Source organism: Curtobacterium sp. C2H10, assembly GCF_025407985.1.
GTDB lineage: Bacteria > Actinomycetota > Actinomycetes > Actinomycetales > Microbacteriaceae > Curtobacterium.
Window position 1 is genome coordinate 202,119 of record NZ_JABXGF010000001.1, and the last position, 13,963, is coordinate 216,081.

9 protein-coding genes are annotated in these 13,963 nt (G+C 74.1%); 2 read left to right on the forward strand and 7 right to left on the reverse strand.

The window, feature by feature from the left end; genetic code table 11:
* Positions 1-15: 15 nt before the first annotated feature.
* From HWD93_RS00970 to HWD93_RS00985, 4 genes are read right to left on the reverse strand one after another with little or no spacing between them, the layout of a single operon-like run.
* Positions 16-2,760 (reverse strand): LuxR family transcriptional regulator, encoded by a 2,745-nt coding sequence (locus HWD93_RS00970; protein WP_261645763.1) that lies wholly within the window; start codon positions 2,758-2,760, stop codon positions 16-18.
* A 20-nt stretch (positions 2,761-2,780) separates the two neighbouring features.
* A complete protein-coding gene (locus tag HWD93_RS00975; protein ID WP_261645764.1) occupies positions 2,781-4,115 on the reverse strand; it encodes a hypothetical protein in 1,335 nt (444 codons plus the stop codon).
* Positions 4,112-4,855, reverse strand: a complete 744-nt coding sequence (locus HWD93_RS00980; protein ID WP_261645765.1) for an ABC transporter ATP-binding protein — start codon at positions 4,853-4,855, stop codon at positions 4,112-4,114. Before HWD93_RS00980 ends, HWD93_RS00975 begins: the two co-directional genes overlap by 4 nt.
* 60 nt (positions 4,856-4,915) lie before the next feature.
* Positions 4,916-7,123: a helix-turn-helix domain-containing protein gene (locus HWD93_RS00985; RefSeq protein ID WP_261645766.1), complete on the reverse strand. Its 2,208-nt coding sequence runs from the start codon at positions 7,121-7,123 to the stop codon at positions 4,916-4,918.
* Positions 7,124-7,244: 121 nt separating this feature from the next.
* On the opposite strand from HWD93_RS00985, the gene HWD93_RS00990 reads away from it, so the two are divergent.
* Positions 7,245-8,096 carry a helix-turn-helix domain-containing protein gene (locus HWD93_RS00990; RefSeq protein WP_261645767.1) on the forward strand — a complete coding sequence of 284 codons (852 nt, stop codon included), beginning with the start codon at positions 7,245-7,247 and terminating at the stop codon, positions 8,094-8,096.
* Positions 8,097-8,127: 31 nt separating this feature from the next.
* Here HWD93_RS00990 and HWD93_RS00995 read toward each other — a convergent pair whose 3' ends face one another.
* The gene (locus HWD93_RS00995) at positions 8,128-10,329 is read right to left on the reverse strand and encodes a helix-turn-helix domain-containing protein (protein ID WP_261645768.1); all 2,202 of its coding nucleotides are present in this window, start codon (positions 10,327-10,329) and stop codon (positions 8,128-8,130) included.
* A gap of 42 nt (positions 10,330-10,371) precedes the next feature.
* Complete coding sequence (locus HWD93_RS01000; protein ID WP_261645769.1) at positions 10,372-11,712, reverse strand: MBL fold metallo-hydrolase; 1,341 nt, start codon at positions 11,710-11,712, stop codon at positions 10,372-10,374.
* 150 nt (positions 11,713-11,862) lie between these two features.
* Between HWD93_RS01000 and HWD93_RS01005 the strand changes: the two genes are divergently transcribed.
* Positions 11,863-12,693, forward strand: a complete 831-nt coding sequence (locus HWD93_RS01005; RefSeq protein WP_175473757.1) for a helix-turn-helix transcriptional regulator — start codon at positions 11,863-11,865, stop codon at positions 12,691-12,693.
* On the opposite strand, the gene HWD93_RS01010 is transcribed toward HWD93_RS01005, so the two are convergent.
* Positions 12,686-13,963: an FAD-binding oxidoreductase gene (locus HWD93_RS01010; protein ID WP_071303546.1), complete on the reverse strand. Its 1,278-nt coding sequence runs from the start codon at positions 13,961-13,963 to the stop codon at positions 12,686-12,688. The genes HWD93_RS01005 and HWD93_RS01010 overlap by 8 nt on opposite strands.

A 13,963-nucleotide genomic window follows, 5' to 3' on the forward strand; every position in this document is an offset into this window, starting at 1 on the left:
CGTCTGCTCGCGCCCTCAGTCGGAACGGTCCGAGGGCCGCAGCGCACCGGCCAGCTGGGACCGTCTGCTGATGCCGAGCTTCGTGAACGCCCGGGACAGGTGCGCCGCGACCGTCCGGTGCGAGAGGTAGACCTCGTCCGCGATCTCCTTGTTGGTGCGCCCGGTCGCCGCCATACGCGACACGAGGAGCTCCTGCGCGGTGAGGAGTCGAGCCGGCGCCCGGTCCGTCGACGTCCGGTCCGTCGACTGTCCACCGGTCGCCCGGAGTTCGGACGCGGCGCGCGCGGCCCAGTTGCGGGCGCCGATGCGGTCGAACAGCCGGGCCGCCTCGGACAGGTGCTGACGTGCATCGACGATCCGGCGGACGCGCCGCAGCCGTTCACCCAGGTGCAGTCGCGCGACCGCGAGGTCGAACGGTGTGTCGATCGCCGAACCGAGGTCGACCGCCGCGGCGAGGTGCCCGAGGGCCGTCTCGTCGTCCGGTGCGAGGAGACCGCGCGTCCGCTCGACGAGCAGCGCGAGGTGCGGCGAGCCGGTCGTGGCGGCCGCCGCGGCGGCGTCCGCCAGCCAGGCGCGGACCGAGTCGGTGTCGCCCGCGCGGACCGCCGACTCGACCACGTCGGCGCCCGCCCACAGCGCCACCGCGCCGTTCGCCCGTGTGCGCACCTGGTGTGCCACGGCGTCCTCGTGGCGTCCCTCGTCGACGGCGATGAGTGCTGCCGCCCACGCGGCGGTCGCGACGATGCGCGCGAAGGCGCCGGCCACCGGGATCTCGTCCAGGGCCGCGAGTCGTGTCCGGGCCGTGGCCGTGTCCCCGGCGCGCACGAGGGCCCGAGCCGCCTCGGAGAGCGCCATCCCGGCGACCACCGGGAGATCGAGCTCGCGGCTGAGACGCTCCGCGCGATCCGCGTCGGCGAGCCCGTCGGTGAGGTGGCCCGCCGTGACGCGGGGTGAGGCACGTCCGCATAGAGCGGTGGTCTCGTCGCTCGTGCGTGCCGCATCGTGGAACAGCCGGACGCCAGCGGTCCAGCACCGGTCCGACGTGGCCATGTCGCCGGACTCCTCGGCGGCGAACGCCAGGCAGTTCACGATGACGCCGTCGGTCGCCTGTGCACGGGCGAGGAACCGGTCCACGGTGCGCTCGTCGAGACGCTGCCCGGGACGGACGAGGGCGAGTGCCACCTCGGCGAGCACCGCGTCGTCGGCGTCCCCGCGTCCGCCCGGAGCGTGGTCGACGTCCTCCACCGTGGCGGCCACGAGCGCTCGGACGGCGTCCGCCTCCTGGTGGATGTAGCACTTCGCCGCCGCCCACAGCAGGACCTCGGCACGCTCGGTCGGATCTGCCCGGGTCGTCGCGAACGCCACGAGCTCCTCGGCCGTCCGACCGCGGTGATCCGCGGTCATGCTCAGCATCCACTCCGCGCGCGCGAACCGGTGCTGTGTGCGGCCGTCCGACAGATCGGTGAGCGGCTTGGCACGGTCGAGCAAGGCGGACGCCTCACCCGAGGCGCCGGCGCGTCGGGCCGCCTCGGCGGCCTCCACCAACCGGTTCGCCTGCTGGGTCGGGTCGGGCGAGAGGTCGGCGGCTCGCCGCCACGCGGATGCCGCCTCGGCGGGGGCGCCTTGCCGGAGCGCAGCACTCGCCACGGCGTCGAGCTCGGCGGCGACCGCCTCGTCGAGGCCGGTCGTCGCCTCGGCCCGGTGGATCGCACGGCGACTGGGCGAACGGACCGCCAGTGCCAGGGCGTGGTGGACCTCGCGCCGACGGACCGGATCGGCGGCGTCGTAGTGCGCCGACCCCACCAGCGGGTGCCGTGGCACGAACCGGTCGCCGTCACGCCGCAGCAGACCCTCGCGCTCGAGGGTCGCCAACTCGCCTGCGCCGAGTCCGACACCCACGAGTGCCTGCTCGAGCTCCCGTGCGGTGGCGTCCTCTCCGGCGACCGCGACGAGCAACGCCCGCTGGGTCGTCTCCGGGAGCAGCAGGACACCGGCGAGGAACGTCCGCTCGAGTCGGGCGGACATGCGTTCGGACAGTGGTCCGCGCGCAGTGCCGGCGACGGGCGCGGAGAACTCGAGCAGGGCGAGCGGGTTGCCGTACGACTCCCGACGCACCCGTGCCCGTTCCCCGGTCGGCAGGTGGTCCGCGACGTCGGTGAGCAGTCGGTCCGCCGCGGCGTCGTCGAGCGGGCCGACGTGGAGCACGGTCGGGAACGCGTCCTCGTGGTCACCGACAGGGGTACCGCTCCGGGTCGTCGCGACGAGGAGGACGGGGAGTCCGCGGACCCGCGATGCGACGAAGAGGAGCGCCTCGAGCGAGGTCCGGTCCGTCCAGTGCAGATCGTCGACGAGTGCCACCACGGTGCCGTGACTGCTCGCCTCCTCGAGCAGCCCGAGCACGGCGATGCCGAGCAGGAGCCGGTCGGGGGCCGGTCCGTCACGACGGCCGAAGGCGACGTCGAGGGCCGAGGCCTGACGATCGGGGAGGGCGGCCGCGAAGGGCAGGAGCGGGTGGAGCAGCTCGTGCAGGCCGCCGAACGGGATCTCGGTCCCGCTGCGGACCCCACGGGCACGGAGGACGAACCGGACGTCCGCGGTGGCGTCCGCGGCGACGGTCTCGAGCAGCGCGCTCTTGCCGATGCCGGGATCGCCGTCGACCAGGACCGCGGTACCGTGCCCCCGCCGGGCGTGGTCCAGGGCACCGGCCAGGACGAGGAGTTCGGCCTCGCGGCCGACCAGTTGCGAGGCACGTTCGGGCACGGTGTGAGCATACGTCGCCGTCAGTCGCCCGGCGAGGTACTCCTCCGTGTCCGCCCCGGCACGGCCGGCAGGAGGGTCGACAGCACGACGAGAGCCGTGCACAGCGCGCCGATCACCACCAGGACCGCGACGGGGACGATCGGCCTGGTCGACGGGTACCGCCCGACGAGCACCGCCCACTCCGCGATGACGGAGACGCCCACGGTGGCCGCGGCGATGAGCGTGCCGCTCACCCCGAGGACGACACCCTCGAGTGCCGCGACGGCCACCGGTAAGGCCGGGGTCGCGCCGACGGCCAGGAGCTGCTCGCGCTCCTGCGCGCGGTCCCGAGCGGCCATCGCCGCCGTCGCCGCGGCCCCGACGGCGGCGAGCAGGACCGGGCCGCTGAGGACGAGGACGGTCGTCACCGCTGAGCCGCTCCCGGTCGCGTCGTCTCCGATCGCGGTCGCCGCCGTCCGCTGACCCCCGACGAGCGCCGTCGGCAGGGCCACGGCCACCAGGAGCGCCGCGAGCGTCGTGTCGCTCCGAGCCGCAGCCCGCCGGACAGCTGCGCGCGCGAGAGCGAAGGACACCGACGCGCTCGCCGGCACCGCCGCCGTCCAGAGCCGGACGACGGGTGCACCGACCGACCTGCCGAGGACGGCGACCACCGCGACCAGCACCGGACCGATGAGGAGTGCCGACGCCGCGCCGTCCGGTACGGACGCCGGGAGTCCGGCGAGCATGCTCGCCGCGAGCGCCGTCAGCAGTGCCGCGACCGTGGCACGGAGGATCGGCGGTCGACGTCCGCGCACACCCGGTCCGACACCGAGCAGCGTCGGGGTCGTGGCGGCGCGGCGGCTCCCCGAGAGCCCGGCGACGACCGCGGCGGTGACCGTCAGCCCGACGACGACGACGGCCTCGGCCCAGGAAGCGGCCACCCGGACCCCGTCGAGTCCGGAGGCTCCGGCCAGGGCGGCGTCGACGGCGGCCGGGACGACGGCGCCAGCCGCGGCCGCTCCGACCACGGCGCCGAGCACGGCGACGAGTGCGGTCTGGACGAGCACCGTCACACGGACCCCTCGAGGAGTGACGCCGGCCAGCTGCCAGAGGGCGTACGTCCGCTCCAGGAGCCCCGCGGTGAGCCGCACCACGGCGGACACCACCACGAGGATCGCGATGAGCCCGAACGCGGCGGTCGTGCCCGCGATGGACAGCAGCGCCAGCCCCCGGACCCCGGGTGTCCGCAGGCCGCCGACCACGAGCACACCGGGGACGCTGCCGGCCAGTGCGGCGACCGCGGACACCGCGCACAGGCCGGCCCAGACGCGCCACGACGTGCGGAGATCGGCTGCCGCCAGTCGGACGAGGATCATGCGCGTACCGACGCACGCTCGATCGAGTCGAAGAGCGCGTCGACGTCCGGTGCGACCAGCTCCGCGTGGACGATGCCGTCCCGCAGGACGATCGCGCGGTCGGCCCGCGCCGCGGCCGCGAGGTCGTGCGTCACCATGACGACCGAACGCTGCCCCGAGGCGGTGTGCCGCAGCAGGTCGAGCACCGCGCCGCCGGCCACCGTGTCGAGCGCCCCGGTCGGTTCGTCGGCGAACACCACCTGCGGCCGTGCGACGAGCGTCCGGGCGATCGCCACGCGCTGCTGCTGTCCGCCGGACATCGAATCCGGGTACCGGTGTGCGGAGTCGAGCATGCCGACGGCGTCCAGGGCGGCGTCGACCGTCCGGCGATCAGCGGGGCGTTTCGCCAGGCGTGCCGGCAGCGCCACGTTCTCCCGGGCGGTGAGTGCCGGGAGCAGGTTGTACGACTGGAAGACGAAGCCGACCCGACCGCGTCGGAACCGGGCCGACCGCTGCCGCGAGAGCGGGCCGATGTCGGTGCCGTCGATCTCCACGGTGCCCCGGAGCGGGCGTTCCAGACCCGACAGGCACGCGAGCAGCGTGCTCTTGCCGGAGCCGCTCGGGCCGACGACCGCCAGCATCTCGCCGCGCTGGACGTCGAGCGACACCCCGCGCAGGACCGGCTCGGCCGCGCGACCGGGATAGGCGTGCTCGACGTCGCGGGCGCGCACGATGGGTCGGTCATCAGGGTCTCGCTGCACCGTCGCAGGCTAGCCAGCGAGGAAGGCCGTGCGCCTGTCTCTGCCGGGGACAGGCTCCGCTCAGGGCGCGCGGCCGTCGATCCGCTCGAGCAGCGCGCGGAGCTCGCCGAGCACCGCACCCGCCTGGGCGTCCGCCCGATCGGCGTCGACCAGGGCGATCCCCCGCTCGGCGTCGCGTCGGGCTCCATCGGCCTCCCCGGAACCGAGCAGCGCCTCGGCACGCTGTCGGAGCGCGCGAGCAGCACCCGTGTCCCACGACAGCGCCGACGCCGCACCGAACCCCGCGTCCGCCGCGTCCCGGGCGTCGTCCCATCGCCCCAGCGCGTTGGCCGACTTCGCGATCTCCTCCAGCGCGACCACCCGGGTGAACACCGCCCCGGGGTCGCCCTCCCCGACCCGCTCGAGGTCGCGGAGGACCGCTCGGAAGGACGCGATCGCCTCGGCGTGCCGGCCGAGCAGGTGGAGTGCTGCGCCCGCCATCGAGCGACACTGGACGAGCGCGGCGTCGTCCCCGGTCCTCGTGTTCCCGTCGATCGCGGCGTCGATGTGCGGCAGCGCGAGCTCCGGCTGTCGGAGCGCCAGGTGTGCCCACGCAACGTGGTACTCGGCGCTCGCGGACACGGCGTCGTCGTCTGCCGCACGGGCGTCCGCCAGACCCCTCGTGGCGAGCTCGAGCGCACCGGTCCGGTCGCCGCGCTCCATGAGGGCAGCCCACGTCTGCAGACCGAGGAGCCGCGCTGCCGACGCTCGGTCGTCGGCCGCGTGCGCGGCGTCGACCGCGTCGCCGAACAGCTCGTACCAGTGCCCCCATGCCGGCCACAGGTTGGAGAACCACTCGAGACCGGCCGCGGTCCGGATCACGTCGCCGTGCAGCCCGTCCGACACCGCGGCGCGGAACGCCGCCCACCAGTGGTCGACCTCACCGGTGATCCACCGCTTCGCCGCTGCCGGGTCGGCGAACTCCGGATCGGCCTGGTCACGGCGGGCGGACTCGGGAGCGAACCGCCGTGCCGCTCGATCGAGGGACGAGAGGACCGACCGGTGCAGTCGCTCCCGCAGCGCACGGGACGCGCCGGGACCGTCCTCGGCGTCGATCCGATCGGCGCCGAACGCCCGGAGCAGGTCGTGCACGTGGTACCGGTTCCCACCGCGCGGCTCGACGAGACCGAGGTCCACCAACTCCTCGAGTGCGTCCTCGGCGGTCACGTCGTCGAGCCGGAGGGGAGCGCCGCCGGTCCGTGCATCGAAGCTCGTCCCGTCGATCACCGCGAGCGAGCGGAACACCTGCGCCGTGACGGACGGGAGCCGCTCGTAGGAGACGGCGAACGCGGCCTCGACCGAGCGGTCACCGTGCCGGAGGGCACCGAGCCGTTGCTCCTCGGCGCGCATGGCACCGAGGAAGCCGTCGACGTCGTCCGTCCGTGCCGCGATGCGGCTCCCGGCGATCCGCAGCGCCAGCGGGATCCCCGCGCAGTGCTCGGCCACCGCCGCCAGGGCCGGCTCGCTCGCCACGTCGGGCACGATCCGCTCGAGCAACGCGAGGCCATCGGCGAGCGGCATCGGCTCGACCTGGAGGCGGAGTCCGGCGTCGAGTCCGGCCAGCGGACTCCGGCTCGTCACGATCACCGGCACCCCCGGTCCCGCCGCGTCGACCACCGGACGCACCTGCGCCTCGCTGCCGGCATCGTCGAGCAGGACCGCGTGCCGGTGGTCGGCGCTGAGTTCGCGCCACCGTGCTGCCGCCGCGTCGAAGATCACCGGTGCCTCCTCCGTGCCGTCGGTGGCGAGGGAGACGAGACGGCGGAGGACGTCGAGCGCCGACAGCGGGGCGGCCGTCTGCCCGCCGAGGTCGACGTGGATCCACGGGACACCGCGGACGCGGAGCGCCTCGGCAGCGAAGGTGCTCTTGCCGACCCCGGGGCCGCCGGACACGATCACCGCACCCGCGTGGGCGCCCCGGAGACGGTCGAGCACCCTGCCGAGTTCGCGGTCGCGTCCGGTGAAGTCGCCGACGACGTCCGGGGCGCTCGCCTCCGTCGACGGACGGGCCCGACCGATCGACAGCAGCGCGTCCCGTTCCGCTGACGTCACGCCGAGTGCCGCCGCGATCGCCTCGATCGTCGCGCGCTGCGGGCGCCGCGCGACCCCTCGCTCGATGTCGCTGAGGGTCCGCACGCCGACGTGGGCGGCGTCGGCGAGGTCGGCCAGCGTCCGGCCCGCAGTGGTGCGCAACCGCCGGAGGAGCTCGCCGTCGGGTCGTTCCTGCACGTGCTCCTCGATTCCTGCCTGCGTTCTGCATGGTGCCGACGCCGGGTGCCTGGTGGGCTGGTACCCGACATCATGCAGCACCGTTCACGACGGTGCAGCGAGGACGAGCGGGAGCGATGCCATGCCGACTGCGATCACGCCTCTGGGTGAGTACCTCCGCGCACGACGAGCACTCGTGCAGCCGCAGGACGTCGGCATCGTGTCGTCGACGCCGAGGCGGGTCGTCGGGCTGCGACGGGACGAGGTGGCCCGCCGCGCCGGGATCAGTCAGGAGTACTACCTCCGACTCGAGCAGGGCCGCGATCGCCAACCGTCGGACCAGGTGCTGCACGCCCTCGGCCGTGCGCTCCGCCTGGACCAGGACGCGGTGGACCACATGGACCGCCTCGTCCGGATCCAGACCGGCGAGGCTCGTTCCGACGACCACACGACGCCGGCTCGCGTCATGAACACGCTGAGCGGCCTCCTCGACCAGTGGACCGGGACGCCGGCGTACATCATGGACGGCAACCAGGACGTCCTGGTCGTGAACCCGCTGGCACGGGCGATGACGGGCGGCGGGCTGACACCCGGGGTGAACCTGCCGCTGGCGGTGTTCTCGCCGTTCGGCCGCGCGGTGATGGAGGACTGGCCGGATGCCGCTGCCCGGACCGCGGCGACGCTGCGGTACGGGAGCGATCCCCGCGATCGGCGGCTGCAGGAGATCATCGGCACCCTGTCCGTCCGGGACCCGGATTTCCGGCGGCTCTGGGCACGGCACGACGCCCGCCCGTACCTCAACGGCTCGATCGACCAGGACGTGCACGGCCACGGCAGGGTGACCCTCACGTGCCAGACGCTCGAGGTCCCGGGCCCGCAGCGGTACGTGCTCACCGCCTTCCACGCGGCGGACGGCACGGACGGTGCGCGGGCGCTGGCGGCGCTGCGAGACGAGGTCACGACCGCTCCTGGACGACGCACCGTCGAGGTCTGACCGCCGGGCGACGCCCTCGTCCCGCGGGCCCTCAGCCGCTCGGGCCGGTGAGTGAGTCGCGGAGCGCCGCCAACTCCCGTTGCAGGGCGTCCAGGCGGGCAGGACGAACGCGTGCCGGCAAGGCGCGGAGCGCACGGTCCACGTCGGCCAGCGCCTCGGTGGGTCGTCCGAGCTCCACCAGCACCGCCGCCCGCGAACGGAGCAGCAGCCCGATGGACGTCCCGGTGTCGTCCGGCAGCGTCCGGAGCCCGGCGTCGAGGACGTCGAGCGCTTCGCTCGGCGCACCGGACTCGAGGAGCGTGGTGGCGAGCGCCGCGCGGGCCAGCGCCTGCGCGTACCGAACGCGTTCGTCGACGGGGTCGAGCCCCTCCACGATGCCGTCGACCGCCGCTCGGAGCGCGGCGACCGCTTCGTCGTACCGACCCTGTGCCTGCAGGGCGAGGCCCAACATGCCCCGCGCCTGGTGCAGGAAGACCGGGTCGTCCTCGCTCTCGAACCCCGCGACCGCAGCGAGTGCGTGTACTTCGGCGGTGACCGGATCCCCGCGGTCGAGTGCGCTCCAGGCGACGTGGTAGTGCCCCCATGCGATCAGATCGACGGCACCGGTACGTTCCGCCGCGGCGAGCGCCTCGTCCGCGTGCTGCGTGGCCAGTCCGTGGTCGGCTCGTTCGACGTGCGCGGCCCAGGCGAGATGTCCCGCCACTCGTGAACGCGCGGCATCGTCCGCGAGCTCGTCCGCTGCTCGCTGTGCCACGAGGTCGAGCTCGTACCACCGTCCCCAGTCCGGCCAGAGGTTCCCGAACCACTGCAGCACGGTCGTGAGTGCGACCACGATCTCGTGCCACCCGAGCGCGGCGGCCCGACGGAAGGCCGGCCACCAGTGGTCGACCTCTCCGATGATCCAGTCGCGGGCGACGTCCTGATCGGCGTCCGGTTGTGCGACGGGGGCACGGCCGGGCACCACGAACGCGGACCCGGCCGCGAGGAGCCGGTCGAGCAACCACCGGGTGAGCCGCTCGCGTGCAGCTGCCTCGGTCCGGGCGTCTTCGCGGAGCCGCTCGAGCGCGAACAGCCGGATGATGTCGTGCACGCGGTACCGCGTGCCCCGGGGTTCGACCAGGCCGAGGTCGACCAGTCCCTCGAGTCGGGCCTCGGTCTCGTCTGGGCTCGCGCCGACCGCCGCCGCGACGACGTCGGCGCCGAACGTGACGCCGTCGAGTGCCGCGGTCGCCCGGAACACGGCGGCCGTCGCCGGGTCGAGGTCGTCGTAGGAAACCGCGATCGCCGCCGCGACCGAGACGTCGCCGGCCACGAGCAGCGTGAGCCGGCGATCGGTCGACCGCATGCGGGCGACGAGATCCGCCACGCTCGTGGCCGGACGGCTCGCGATCCGGTTGGCGGCGACGCGGAGCGCGAGCGGGAATCCGTCGCACAGCGCGATGAGCTCGTCGACCGCAGCAGGATCGCGCTGCTCGTCCGGCACGATGCGTTCGAGCAGGCGACGACCGTCCTCCGGTCCGAGCACGTCGAGGACGATCCGGTCCGCGTCGAGACCCGCGAGCGTCCGACGCGAGGTCGCGACGACGGTCGACCGTCCTTCGACGAGCACAGGTCGGACCTGGTCCTCGCCTGAGACGTTGTCGAGGTGCACCAGCACCCGTTCGGCCGAGCACAGCTCCGACCACCGCGCCCTCGCTGCCGCCAACGTGCCGGGCGGATCGTCCGGGTCGCACTGTCGGAGGACGCGTTGGAGCACCTCCAACGCGGTCGTCGCCGGTCGGCCGTGTCCGGCGAGGTCCACGAACACGCGGCGCTCGGCGGCGGACGCTCGTCCGATCGCCTCCGTCACGAGCGCGGTCTTCCCGATGCCGGGTGGTCCGGAGACGACGACGACCGGCGGGCCCGACGGCCGGTCGAGGTCCGCGACGAGCCGGTCGAGTTCACCCGAGCGCCCGGTAAAGTCCGCCACGCGTGGCGGGCGGAAATCGGTGCGTCCGGTGTCCGGCCCCGCGCCCACCAGCGGCGCCCGGAGCCATCGGCGTGCCGCGTCGTCGAGCCCGAGTCCGGAGACCAGCGCCTCGATCGTGCGGGGCTGCGGGTGGCGACTGCGGCCGCGCTCGATGTCGCTGATGCCCCGGACGCTCACGCCCGATCGTTCCGCGAGGGTCTCGAGCGTCATGCCGGCTGCGAGCCGGAGTGTCCGGAGCCGCGCTGCGAGGTCCGTGTCGCCCACGACGCTCCTCCCGGTCGGGGACAGCGTAACCTGAGTCGCGTCTCAGACGAGGTCCGTCGGCTCGTCCGCCTCGTCCTGCGGACGACGCGGGAGCAGGTCCGGCAACTCGGCCTCCGATGGCGGGGGGCCCATCGTGTGCAGGGCCACCGCGGAGGCCTCCAACGTCGATCGGTTGCCGAACCGCGGCCACCGCCGGAGCATCTCGCGGACGAACCCAACGGCATCACCGTGGTCCGCGAGCACCGTCTCGACGTCGCCGAGGTACCTGCGGAGCGCGGCGACCTGCGGTCGAGCGGCGTCGGAACGGGAAGCCGGGTGCCGGTGACTCGCGATCACCCATGCCGGACGCAGCGCCTCGACGAGGTCGAGTGCCCGCGCCCAGCTCCGTCGGGAATCCGCGTCCGTGCCGACGAGCCACGGGTGCACGCGGTTGTAGACGAGGTCGCCGCCGATCACCGCGTCGAGGTGCCGGACCGACACCAGGCTCGTCGGCCGGTCGCCGATCCGTCCCACGTCGAACAGCTGCAGTGCATGGCCCTCGAGGTCGACGACCCCGGCCGGGTCGGGGGTCGGAGCGGTGAGGGATCCGGGGAGCCGTCCGGGGAACAACGACTCCCACCGGGAACGGTGTGCGGGCGCCGTCTGGTCGAGCGCACGCGTGGCGACGTCGGCGACGGCCGTCGCGACCGCGTCGGGGAACGCCCGCAGGACGCGACCGAGGCCGAAGAAGTGGTCTGCCTGGCCCTGGGTGACCACGACGGTCCGGAGCCGTTTCCCGCTGCCTCGGATCCACTCGACCAGGGCGTCGGCCTCGTCCGCCGTCATCAGGGCGTCGACGAGGACGGCGTCGTGTTCGCCGGAGACCAGGGTCGCCGTCGTGGGCGACCACGTCGCGGTGCCCGTGCCGTCGAGACCGGTGCGGGCGACGTCCCGGTAGCCTCCGAGCCACACGTCCATGGTGAGGGGGGCGAGGACCGTGCCCCCGGCGGTCCGGAGCCGATCCGCCAGCCACTGCCGGACGCGCTCGCGCTCGGACGCGGACGGGGCGGTGACCGCCTCGGTCGTCCACGTGACGAGGCTCCCCTCTGCCTCCTGGGACACGCGGACGACGCCGTCCACGTCGTCGACCGCCGAACCGCCGGGGACGCGAGCGCGATAGGCGACGACGCCGTCCTCGGTGCGGGAACGCTCCTCGACGACGCCGAGGTCGCCAGGGAGCCGCCGGATCCAGCGACTCGTACCGGGCGTGAGGAGCTCGGTCGCACCGTCGGGACCGACGTGCCCGTCGGCGAAGTCGACGAAGCGGGACCACGTCGCGCTCGGCGAGCAGTCGAAACGGGCGGCGACGGTGACGTGCGCCCGGCGGACCGGTGGATCGTGCACGACACTCCCTTCGCACTGCGCCGACGGTACGGGTCCGAGCAGGCGTGAGGGTGTCCCCGTCGGGGACACCTGGCGCATCCCGGGACCGGGAATGCGCCAGGATGGAGGAACCACGGCGCCGGACGCGCCGGCAGGGAGGGAGGACGGGTCGTGATCGCGACAGGGACACCGCTCGGCGACTACCTCCGAGCGCGTCGGGCGGCGACCCGCCCCGAGGACGTCGACGTACGGTCGCACACGCGCCGCCGGGTCCCGGGGCTCCGTCGCGACGAGGTCGCCGGGCTCGCGGGGATCAGCCAGGAGTACTACCTGCGGCTGGAGCAGGGTCGCGACCGCGCACCGTCCGAACAGGTCCTCCACGCGTTGGCCCGGGCACTGCGGCTCGACGATGCCGGCGTCCAGCACCTGCTGCGGCTCAGCACGGTGCAGCCGCTGGACGTGGCGGCGGCCGAGGCCGCGGTCTCGATCGAGGCGATGTCCGCCATCCTCGACTCCTGGCCGAACACACCCGCGTACATCATCAACTCCCGCCACGAGGTCGTGCTCTCGAACGCCCTCGCGCGGTGGGTGGTCCCGCTCGGGCTCGAGGTCGGCAGGAGCATCCCCGAGGTGGTCTTCACCTTCCCGGAGGTCCGAGCGCTGCCGACCTGGCCGGCGCTCGCCGACCGGACCGCACGCCGCATGCGGTTCTACGGGCACCCGTACGACCCCCGGCTCCACGAGACCGCGGCGAGGCTCGCCGAGGCGGACCCGGTGTTCCGCCGGCTCTGGGAGCGCCACGAGGTCGACCCGTACTACGACGGGGATGTCCGGCCCTCGGTCGACGGGTACGGACAGATCACGCTCCGCCACCAGACGTTCGTGGTCCCGAACACACCGGGGTACCTGCTCTGCGCGTACCACGCCGTGCCGGGGTCCGACAGCGCCGCCGCGCTCGCGGACCTCGCGGACCGCATCGCGGGCGCCGTCGCCCTCAGCTGAGCTCCGCGGATGTCCGCGACACGTCGAAGTTCTGGTCGAACAGGTCGTCGGGGTCCCACCGGGCCTTGAGGTCCCGCAGCCGCGCGAGCGTCGCCGGCGGGAACGCCTCGGCCACGGCGCTCGGTGCGTGATCGGTCTCGAAGCTCAGGTACATGCCGTCCATCCGAGGGTGCACGGACTCCCACGCGTCGTGGAACGCGTCGCCGCCCCGGACCGACACCGCAGTCACCGAGAAGTTCTGGTGCCGGTGCGCGTAGGCGGTCGCCGCCGGGTCGACGTCGTTGATCGCGCCGCCGACCGAGCGGATCTGGACCATGTCCACGCCGGCGCTGCGGAGCAACACCGCGATCCGGTCGGACAGGTCTTGGTCGAGGTGCACGGCCAGCCCGGTGTGGGTGGCAGCACGCTGCTGCCCGGTGTGCGGCGCACCGCTCGTCAGCGGTACCGCCGCGTACGGCGTCACGGCGGCCCGCTGCCCGGCCAGGCCCGGGATCCGCAGGAAGCGTTCGATCTCCGGGGCCGCCGCCTCCAGGTCGTCGCCGGCGTACACGATGGTCGCCTGCGCGAACGGCGTCGGCCCCGCCCCCAGGTAGAGGAAGGCTGACACCGGACGCGCCGCGGTCTCCACCGTCCGGCCCCAGGCTTGCAGGAACGCAGCGAGGTCGATCGGCTGGTACACCGCGGTGGTCTGCACGACGTCGGCGGTCTCCGAGGCCTCGAAGTCGAACGCCGTGACGATCCCGAAGTTCGCGCCGGCGCCACGGATCGCCCAAAACAGGTCTGGTTCCTCGTCGCCGGAGACGCGCCGTGCGGTCCCGTCCGCCGTGACGATCTCCGCGCCTCGCAGGCGGTCGATGGTGAGGCCGTGCGCACGGCCCATCAGGCCGATGCCACCGGTCGTGGCGAGACCGCCGACCCCGACGTCACCGGAATCGCCGGAGCTGATCGCGAGGCCGTGCGGGGCGAGCGCCCACGCCACGGCGCCCCAGCGCGCGCCGGGCCCGATGCGGACCGACCGGCCTCCCCGGGGCTCGACGGACGCGAGGGCACGGAGGTCGATCACGTCGCCACCGGTGTTGGTGGCGATGCTGCTGATGCCGTGCCCGCCGCTGCGCACCGCGAACGGGCGCCCCGACGCGCGCACGATCGCGAGCGCCTCGGCGACCTCGGTCGTCGTGCGCGGGAGCAGGATCGATCCCGGTCGGCCGGTGCTCGAGTAGACGTGCTGCAGTGCGGCGTACCCGGTGTCGCTGGGTCGGACGATGTCCAT